At 70.9% G+C, this 7,900-nt stretch carries 7 protein-coding genes and 3 pseudogenes; 6 read left to right on the top strand and 4 right to left on the bottom strand.

All coding sequences use genetic code 11. From position 1 onward, the window contains the following. Nucleotides 1–26 precede the first annotated feature (26 nt). The 3 genes from O3Q52_RS44040 to O3Q52_RS44030 all read left to right on the top strand — a co-directional run bounded on the left by O3Q52_RS44040 (nucleotide 27) and on the right by O3Q52_RS44030 (nucleotide 3,663). Complete coding sequence (locus tag O3Q52_RS44040; RefSeq protein ID WP_269654135.1) at nucleotides 27–1,247, top strand: PHB depolymerase family esterase; 1,221 nt, start codon at nucleotides 27–29, stop codon at nucleotides 1,245–1,247. 95 nt (nucleotides 1,248–1,342) lie between these two features. Next, complete coding sequence (locus O3Q52_RS44035) at nucleotides 1,343–2,725, top strand: SGNH/GDSL hydrolase family protein (protein WP_269654133.1); 1,383 nt, start codon at nucleotides 1,343–1,345, stop codon at nucleotides 2,723–2,725. A 143-nt stretch (nucleotides 2,726–2,868) separates the two neighbouring features. Next, nucleotides 2,869–3,663, top strand: coding sequence for a maleylpyruvate isomerase family mycothiol-dependent enzyme (locus O3Q52_RS44030; protein WP_269654132.1), 795 nt, complete (start codon nucleotides 2,869–2,871; stop codon nucleotides 3,661–3,663). A 105-nt stretch (nucleotides 3,664–3,768) separates the two neighbouring features. Here O3Q52_RS44030 and O3Q52_RS44025 read toward each other — a convergent pair whose 3' ends face one another. Further along, nucleotides 3,769–4,329, bottom strand: a complete 561-nt coding sequence (locus O3Q52_RS44025; RefSeq protein WP_269654131.1) for a MarR family winged helix-turn-helix transcriptional regulator — start codon at nucleotides 4,327–4,329, stop codon at nucleotides 3,769–3,771. 105 nt (nucleotides 4,330–4,434) lie between these two features. On the opposite strand from O3Q52_RS44025, the pseudogene O3Q52_RS44020 reads away from it, so the two are divergent. After that, nucleotides 4,435–4,950 (top strand): annotated as a pseudogene (locus O3Q52_RS44020) (YceI family protein). A gap of 59 nt (nucleotides 4,951–5,009) precedes the next feature. Beyond that, a complete protein-coding gene (locus O3Q52_RS44015) occupies nucleotides 5,010–5,498 on the top strand; it encodes a MarR family winged helix-turn-helix transcriptional regulator (RefSeq protein ID WP_269654130.1) in 489 nt (162 codons plus the stop codon). Nucleotides 5,499–5,529: 31 nt separating this feature from the next. Here the strand turns inward: O3Q52_RS44015 and O3Q52_RS44010 are convergent, their stop codons facing one another. Next, nucleotides 5,530–5,925, bottom strand: coding sequence for a RidA family protein (locus tag O3Q52_RS44010; protein WP_269654134.1), 396 nt, complete (start codon nucleotides 5,923–5,925; stop codon nucleotides 5,530–5,532). A 183-nt stretch (nucleotides 5,926–6,108) separates the two neighbouring features. Between O3Q52_RS44010 and O3Q52_RS44005 the strand changes: the two are divergent. Beyond that, a pseudogene (locus tag O3Q52_RS44005) lies at nucleotides 6,109–7,083 on the top strand (helix-turn-helix transcriptional regulator). Nucleotides 7,084–7,145: 62 nt separating this feature from the next. On the opposite strand, the gene O3Q52_RS44000 reads toward O3Q52_RS44005, so the two are convergent. Together O3Q52_RS44000 and O3Q52_RS43995 are read right to left on the bottom strand one after the other, a co-directional pair. Further along, nucleotides 7,146–7,475, bottom strand: coding sequence for a MazG-like family protein (locus tag O3Q52_RS44000; protein WP_269654129.1), 330 nt, complete (start codon nucleotides 7,473–7,475; stop codon nucleotides 7,146–7,148). A gap of 121 nt (nucleotides 7,476–7,596) precedes the next feature. After that, nucleotides 7,597–7,900: pseudogene (locus O3Q52_RS43995) on the bottom strand (RpiR family transcriptional regulator); the annotation flags it as partial.

The following is a 7,900-nucleotide window of genomic DNA, read 5'->3' as shown; positions in this document are numbered from 1 at the left end:
CGGCCCGCACGCCCGCTCCCGCCGCGGTGCCGACTACCGCACCCGCCGCGGCATCGACCCTCGCACCCGCCGCCGCACTCACCGAGGTCACCGACTTCGGCACCAACCCCAGCAACCTGCAGATGTACCTGTACGTGCCGGACAGTGTCACCACGAACCCCGCGGTCGTGGTGGCCGTCCACTACTGCACGGGATCCGGCCCGGCGATGTACTCCGGAACCGAGTACGCCTCGCTCGCCGACCGTTACGGGTTCATCGTCGTCTACCCGTCCGTCACCCGCGCCAGCAAGTGCTTCGACGTGTCCTCGCCGCAGGCGCTGAGGCGGGGCGGCGGCAGCGACCCCGTCGGCATCAAGTCGATGGTCGACTGGGTGACGCGTGCCTACTCCGCGGACACCAGTCGCATCTTCGCCACCGGCATCTCCTCGGGCGCGATGATGACGAACGTCCTGCTGGGCGACTATCCAGACGTGTTCGCGGCCGGCGCCGCGTTCTCGGGTGTGCCGTTCGGCTGCTTCGCCACCACCGACGGCTCCGAGTGGAACAGCGCGTGCTCCGGCGGCACCGTGATCCACACCCCGCAGGAGTGGGGCAACTTGGTCCGCACCGCCTACCCGGGCTACACCGGCCCACGGCCACGGATGCAGGTGTGGCACGGCACCGAGGACGACGTCCTGCGCTACCCCAACTTCGGGGAGGAGATCAAGCAGTGGACCAATGTGCTGGGTGTGAGTCAGACTCCGGCCGCCACGGACTCGCCCCAGTCCGGCTGGACCCGCACCCGGTACGGCTCCACCGGTGACCGGGCTCCCGTCGAGGCCATCAGCCTCCAGGGCGTCGGCCACAACCTGTACGCGTACGGCATGGCGGCCCGGGTGCTCGCGTTCTTCGGCCTGGACAGCTCGGACCCCGGGCCCCAACCCCAGCCCGGCGCCTGCAAGGTGACCGTCACGACCAACGCGTGGAGTACGGGACTGACCGGCTCCGTGACGATCACCAACACCGGCACCGTCCGCATCGACGGCTGGAAGCTGGCCTTCACCCTGCCCTCCGGGCAGACCATCACCAACGGCTGGGGCGCCACGTACGCCCCGGCGAGCGGGGCGGTGACCGCCACCAACGCCACGTACAACGCCGCGATCGCGCCGAACGCGAGCGTCGGCATCGGTTATCAGGCGAATCACGGCGGCAACAGCGCGGCCCCGACCGCGTTCACCCTCAACGGGACGGCGTGCAGCGTGAGTTGATGGATCGTCAGTAATTGTCTTGATGCTCCGTCACATCCTGGCGGCCGGGGGTGTCTTCGGCCGCCAGGGATCCCGCCCGCTCCGGAGGAGGCAGCATGCCCACGAAGCCGTCCACGCCCAGAAGAGCCCCGTTCGCCCACCTGATCACCCGTCTGCTCACCCCCCTCGTCCTCATCCTCGCCCTCGTCGTGACCTCGTCCGCGCTGGTGGCCCTGGCCAAGGGGATCCGGGGTGGGGAAGGGGGCACAGGCAGCCCGTCGTCGTCCGCCGCCCGGCACTGGGTCAACACCTGGACCGCGATGCCGCAGCTCACCGAACCGGGCAACATGCCGCCCCCGCCGTTCACCGAGGACCGTGCCGTCCTGGCCGACACGACGCTGCGGCAGACCGTGCGTGTCTCGACCGGGGGCGAGCGGTTGCGGCTGCGTTTCTCCAACGCCTTCGGCGACACCGCGCTGCCGCTCACGGCGGTGACCGTGGCGCTCCCGCTCGACGGACGGGCCGGCGTCGCCGCGATCGAGCCCGGCACCCTGCGGCGGGTGACCTTCGGCGGGCGCGGCTCGGCGACTGTGCCCGCCGGGGCCCAAGTCGTCTCGGACGCACTGGACTTCGACCTCCGGCCGGGCTCGAACCTGACCGTGACCGCGTACCTGGCCGAGGGTCAGCCCTCTCTCGCGCTCACCTCGCATCCGGGATCGCGCACCACCTCGTACCTCCAGAAGGCCGACCGCACAAGGGACTTGGACCTGCCGGAGGCGACCCCGGTCAACCACTGGTATCTGCTCAGCGATGTCGAGGTGCTCTCCGGGCGCGGCACGGCGGCGGTCGCCGTGCTGGGTGACTCCCTGACCGACGGCCGGGGTTCCACCACCAACGGGAACAACCGCTGGCCCGACCAGTTCCTGGACCGGCTGCACGCCCGGGCCGCGACCTCGGACGTCGCGGTCCTCAACCAGGCCGCCGGCGGCAACCGCGTCCTCAACGACGGCCTGGGCCCCAACGTCCTCGCCCGCCTCGACCGTGATGTCCTGTCCCGCAGCGGCGTCTCCTGGCTGGTCGTCTTCGAGGGGGTCAACGACCTCGGCACCGCCGCGGCCACCCCGGCCGCCCAGCGGAGCGTCACCGCCGAACTGACCGCCGCGTACGAGCAGATCGTGGTCCGCGCACACGCGCAGGGCATCCGGGTGTACGGGGCCACACTGACGCCGTTCGGCGGCAACACCATGTACGACGACCCCGACGGGCACCGTGAGTCGGCCCGGCAGGCGGTCAACTCCTGGATCCGTACGAGCGGGACGTTCGACGCGGTCATCGACTTCGACCGTGCCGTCCGCGACCCGCGGGACCCGCGCAAGCTGCTCCCCACCCTGCACGACGGGGACTGGCTGCACCTCAACCCGGAGGGCTGTCGGACGCTGGCCGCGGCCGTCCCGGTGCGGCTCTTCCAGGGGGTGCCCGCGAGGCTCGATGTCGGTTGACGGTTCAAGTGGAATGACTTACGGTCCAGCTTGAAGGTTCAAGTCAAGGATGCGGCGAGTCGAAGACGCGTCAGGCCGGCCCGTAGGGAGTGTCGCCCGAACCGGGCCGCCAATACACCCCCATCTCCTCGGAGTTGAGACACATGACCGAACGTGCCGACCAGATCATCGACGCTCTGCGCAGCGGACACGACTACCTCACCACCGTCGTGCACGGCCTCGCCGCCGGGGACCTCGGCCGGCCCTCCGGGGCATCGGAGTGGACCGTCGCCCAGGTGCTCAGCCACCTCGGCAGCGGCGCGGAGATAGGCCTGGCCGTCCTGGAGGGTGCGGTGAGCGGCACCGGGCCCAAGGACATGGACTTCAACAAGTCCGTGTGGGCCCGGTGGGACGCGATGTCCCCGGCCGAGCAGGCAGAGGGGTTCGTCGCCTCCAACGAGGCGCTGGTGCGCGCCTATGAGGACCTCGACGCACAGGCGCGGCAGGACCTGCGGATCGACCTCGGGTTCCTGCCCGCGCCCGTGGACGTGGCCACCGCCGCGAGCATGCGGCTCAGCGAGTTCGCCAACCACTCCTGGGACGTGGAGGTCGCCTTCGACCGGAGCGTGGGTCTGGCGCGGGCGGCGACCGGGCCGCTCCTGGATCAGGTCGGCATGCTCATAGGCTTCGTCGGCAAGGCCGACGCCCTCGGCGGCCGGCACGTCCGCGTCGCCGTCCGCACCACCTCCCCCGAGCGGTCGTTCGGGCTGGACCTGGGCGACGCGGTCGCGCTCACCGACGAACCGGCCGAGCCCGACGCCGTGCTCGGCACACCGGCGGAGTGGTGGCTCCGGCTCGTCACGGGCCGCCACGCGCCCGCGAACACACCCAAGGGCGTGACCCTCACCGGGGACGGCCTGACTCTGGACGACCTGCGCAAGGTGTTTCCCGGCTTCTAGTCGGTACGTACCTGAAGAGGGGTGAGGGGCTGTGGTGTGGCGGTGACCCGCACACCACAGCCCCTCACTGTTTGGCTGCTGCGACTGCTGCGACTGCTGCGGCCACTACGGCTGCTCGGTGCCGTGCCCCTCGGTCGCCGGGACCGGCGGCACCGGCAGCAGGTCGTGCAGCTGCGCGTACCGCTGGGCGCAGGCCGTCTGGGCGATGGCCTCGGAGACGGCGTCGGCCAGGACGCGCGAGGACTCGCTCAGCAGGCGGCGGGCCTTGTCCGTGAGGGTCACCTCGATACCGCGCCGGTCGCCGCACGCCGAGTTCTTGCTGATCAGCCCCGCGTGCTGCAGGCAGGCGACCTGATAGGTCAGCCGCGTCTTCGGGCGCCCCAGCAGCTCCGCGATCCGGGTCATCCGCAGGCTGGAGCCGGGCTGGTCGGCCAGCAGGCACAGCACCAGGAACTCGTCGTGCGAGATCCCCATGGCGTCCTTGACCCGTGAACGCAGCAACTGCTCGATCGCCCCGGCCGCGGCCAGCAGACGCATCCAGGCCCGCAACTCGGCCGGCAGCAGCCCGGCGTCGCCCGTCGGCAGCCCGTCGCAGTCCGTCGGCAGTCCGTCTCCGCCCGTCGGCTCGCGTTCGGGCTGGTCGGCGAGGGAGGAGGAGTCGGCCATAGTCCACAAGTCTACCCGTTGTTCAATTTTGGATAATCGACTAGCGTGGGGTCATCCAAATTTGGATTACTGAGTCGATCGTTCGAAACCGTCAGGAGTGGTCCCATGACCGTCGCCGTAGAAACAGGGCTGTGGCAGCTCGACCCCGCCCGCACCACCGTCGCCATCAAGCACAGGACGATGTGGGGCATGGTCACCGTGAAGGGCACCTTCGGCGGCGTCACCGGCGAGGGCGAGGTCCAGCCCGACGGCACCGCCCGCGGCACGATCACCCTGGACGCCGCGTCTCTCGACACCAAGAACCGCAAGCGCGACGAGCACCTGCGCGGCGGCGACTTCTTCGACGCCGACCGGCACCCCTCCCTCGTCTTCGCCGTCCGCAACGCCACGGTCCGCCAGGACGACACCGTCGAGATATCCGGTCAGCTGACCGCCCGTGGCATCAGCCGCCCGTAGACCGTCACCGCCCGCGTCACCGGCGCGACCGCCTCCGCGGTCACGCTGACCGCGGAATTCACCGTGGACCGGGAGCAGTTCGGCATGGGCTGGAACCAGCTGGGCATGATCCGCGGCCTGACCACCGTCACGGCGACGCTCGCCTTCACGCGTACGCCCGCGTAGGAGGAACGGGGCTTTCGGGGCGGGCCGATCACTTGAACCGTCACGTTAAAGTGGCGGCCATGGAGACCCCGCAGGAGCCTCGCTGGCTGACCGACGGCGAGAAGGAGGCCTGGCACGCGCTGGCCGGCGTGCTGGTCAGGCTGCCGGGCGCGCTCGACGCGCAGCTGCAGCGCGACGCCGGGGTCAGCCACGTCGAGTACCAGGTGATGGCGATGCTCTCCGAGGCCCCGGAGCGCACGATGCGGATGAGCGAGGTAGCCGGCTACACGGGCACCTCGCTGTCCCGCCTCTCCCACCTGGTCAAGCGGCTGGAGAAGAGCGACTGGGTGCGCCGTACGCCCGATCCCGCCGACGGCCGCTACACCCTCGCCATCCTCACGGACGCCGGCTGGGACAAGGTCGTCGCGACGGCCCCCGGGCACGCGGAGGCCGTGAGCCGTTACGTCTTCGAACCGCTGACCCGGGCCCAGCAGCGGCAGTTGCGCGACATCGGCCGCCGCATCTGGCAGACCGTCGCGCCGGACGACCACTGCCTGCCGCCGGGCTGATGTCCACGAACCGATGCCCCGGGGGCCCGCGTCACGCGACGGCGGTTCCCTCCAGCTCGACCATCTGGCCGGGGATCGCCAGCCGTGTCACGCCGAGCATCGTGGTGGTCGGTGCCACCCCGGCGGCGCCCAACCGCGCCGCCAGCACGCCGTAGTGCCGGAAGAGCAGATCGACGTCGGTCGTGTAGACGTTGAGCCGGACGAGGTTCGCGAGAGACATGCCCGCCTCGCCGAGTACGGCCTCCAGGTTGTCGACGCTCAGCGCCAACTGCGCAGCCATGTCACCGTCGTGCTCGGGCTTGCCGTCGCCGCTCATCGCGGTCTGCCCGGGGATGTAGAGGGTCCGGGTGTGCCCGGAGACGACCTCTCCCTGGTTGAAGCCCAGCTCCGCCGACCACGTCACCGGGTTGACCGCCGTTCGTTCCACTGCCACGTCAGCTCCATTCGATTCATGTCGATTCATGGGGAGTACGTACGGCCATCGGCTCGGTAGCCGTCGGCTTCGACGTCGTGTCTGCGACGTCGTGTGGACGAGCCTCGCAACAAATCACGACATCCTCAGTCACGTATTCAGTCAGGCGTTCAGTCGCCCATTCGATAGCGTTCTCGTATGCGCGCCGACCGGCTGGTCTCACTGGTGTTGCTGCTGCGCCGGCGCGGCCGGCTGACCGCGGACACGCTGGCCCGCGAGCTGGAGGTGTCCACCCGCACCGTGCTGCGCGACATCGAGGCACTGTCCGCGGCCGGCGTCCCGGTCTACGCCGAACGCGGCAGGCACGGCGGGTTCGCGCTGTTGCCCGGTTTCCGGACCGAACTCACCGGGCTGAACCACGAGGAGGCCCTCGCCCTGCTGACCGCCGGATCGGGGCGCGGCGAGCAGGCGTTCGGCCTCGGCTCGGCGCTCGCTTCGGCCATGCGGAAGGTGGTCGACGCGCTGCCCGAAGGCCACCGGGCCACCGCGAGCGACGCGGCCCAGCGATTCCTCGTCGAGCCGGAGACCGACCTGCTCTCACGCCGGCTGGTCACCGAGGAGGTGCCCGGGACCACCATGATCGAGGTCCGGCACGCGGTGCTCGCCGGACACAAGCTGCGCATCCACTACGCGGCCACGGGCCAGGCACCGCAGTGGCGCACGGTGGACCCGATCGGCCTGGTCACCGCACGCGACCGGGCCTACCTGCTGGCCACGAGGTCCGGCGCGGACCGCACCTACCGGCTGTCGCGGGTGCTGGCCGCCGAGGAACTCCCCGAACCGGCACAGCGGCCCAACCGGGTCGATCTGGACCGGATCTGGCGGGAACGCTCCGCGCGGTTCCTCTCCGGCGGCGAGCACCTCACCGTGCTGGTACGGGTGAATCCGGCGCGGCGGGAGGAACTGCTGAACACCGCGCCGGCCGTCCGTGCGGAAGAGCCCGACGCGGACGGATAGCTGCGGCTGGAGGTGACCTTCCAGGACTCGCGCCACGCCGAATGGGCACTGTGGCAGCTCAGCACGGACGCGGAGGCCCTGACCCCGCAGTCGTTGCGCACCACCCTGCGCGACCGCGCCGCCGCGATCGCCGCCCGCTACGCGGACTCGTCCTGAGCCTGGCGTCGACCCGCAGGTCCGATACGACATTTCCCACGCGGAGTTTCCCGCGCGGAGCCCTACTGCCCCGGGTCGAGCGAGCGGTCCGTCACGCGCGCCAGGTGCGCGGCGAACACCTCGCGAGTCTCCGGCGTCAGTGTCCGCAGGGCCACCGCGGCCGTGATGATCACGTCGCACAGCTCGGACTGGACGTCGTCCCAGGTGTGGGACACGCCCTTGCGCGGGTTCTGCCCGGTGGCGCCGATCACCGCCTCGGCGACCTCGCCGACCTCCTCCGAGAGCTTCAACATCCGCAGGAGCAGGGCCTCTTGGGGCGGCCGGTCCGGCTGGGCGCTCGCCAGCCGGTCCTGGAGGCGGTCGATGGACTCCCAGAGATCGTCGTCGCTCATGACAATCAGCCTGTCACGAGCCGGACGGCACCAGGGCGGGTGCCGGCGACCGCCCCTGTCTCACGCGATCCCAAGCAGCGGCCCAGCGGCCCCAAGTCGTCCCCAGCGGTCCCAAGTTGTTCTAGCCGCTGTACGACATGCTGTCCTCGTCGAACAACTCCCCCTGCTCGCCCTCCTTCTCGCTCCGCAGCCGCTTGTTGCGGAGCCCCACCACTGCCAGTGTCGCGGCCGCCGTGCCCGCGAGGGCGACCGGCACCATCCAGCCGCGGTCGACCGCGTGGCCGAGGGCGTGGTCCAGGGAGAGCCGGCCGGGACCCGTGACGGCGAGGCCTGCCGCCGCGAGACCCAGTGACGCGGCGTGCTCGTAGCCGCCGCTCTGGTTGAAGAAGCCGTTCGGGGCGTGCACCGCCGACGCGCCCGCCATC

The organism is Streptomyces sp. ActVer (assembly GCF_027270795.1).
In the GTDB taxonomy this organism is placed as follows: domain Bacteria; phylum Actinomycetota; class Actinomycetes; order Streptomycetales; family Streptomycetaceae; genus Streptomyces; species Streptomyces umbrinus_A.
The sequence above is the reverse complement of the archived record's forward strand: the minus strand, read 5'-3'. Positions and strand labels throughout refer to the sequence as shown.

What these genes read in the sequence shown, in the direction of transcription:
- O3Q52_RS44000 (WP_269654129.1), bottom strand. Translation starts at nt 7,475, where the DNA reads ATGAGCGACGACGATCTCTGGGAGTCCATCGACCGCCTCCAGGACCGG.
- O3Q52_RS44015 (WP_269654130.1), top strand. Translation starts at nt 5,010, where the DNA reads ATGGAGACCCCGCAGGAGCCTCGCTGGCTGACCGACGGCGAGAAGGAG.
- O3Q52_RS44030 (WP_269654132.1), top strand. Translation starts at nt 2,869, where the DNA reads ATGACCGAACGTGCCGACCAGATCATCGACGCTCTGCGCAGCGGACAC.
- O3Q52_RS44025 (WP_269654131.1), bottom strand. Translation starts at nt 4,329, where the DNA reads ATGGCCGACTCCTCCTCCCTCGCCGACCAGCCCGAACGCGAGCCGACG.
- O3Q52_RS44035 (WP_269654133.1), top strand. Translation starts at nt 1,343, where the DNA reads ATGCCCACGAAGCCGTCCACGCCCAGAAGAGCCCCGTTCGCCCACCTG.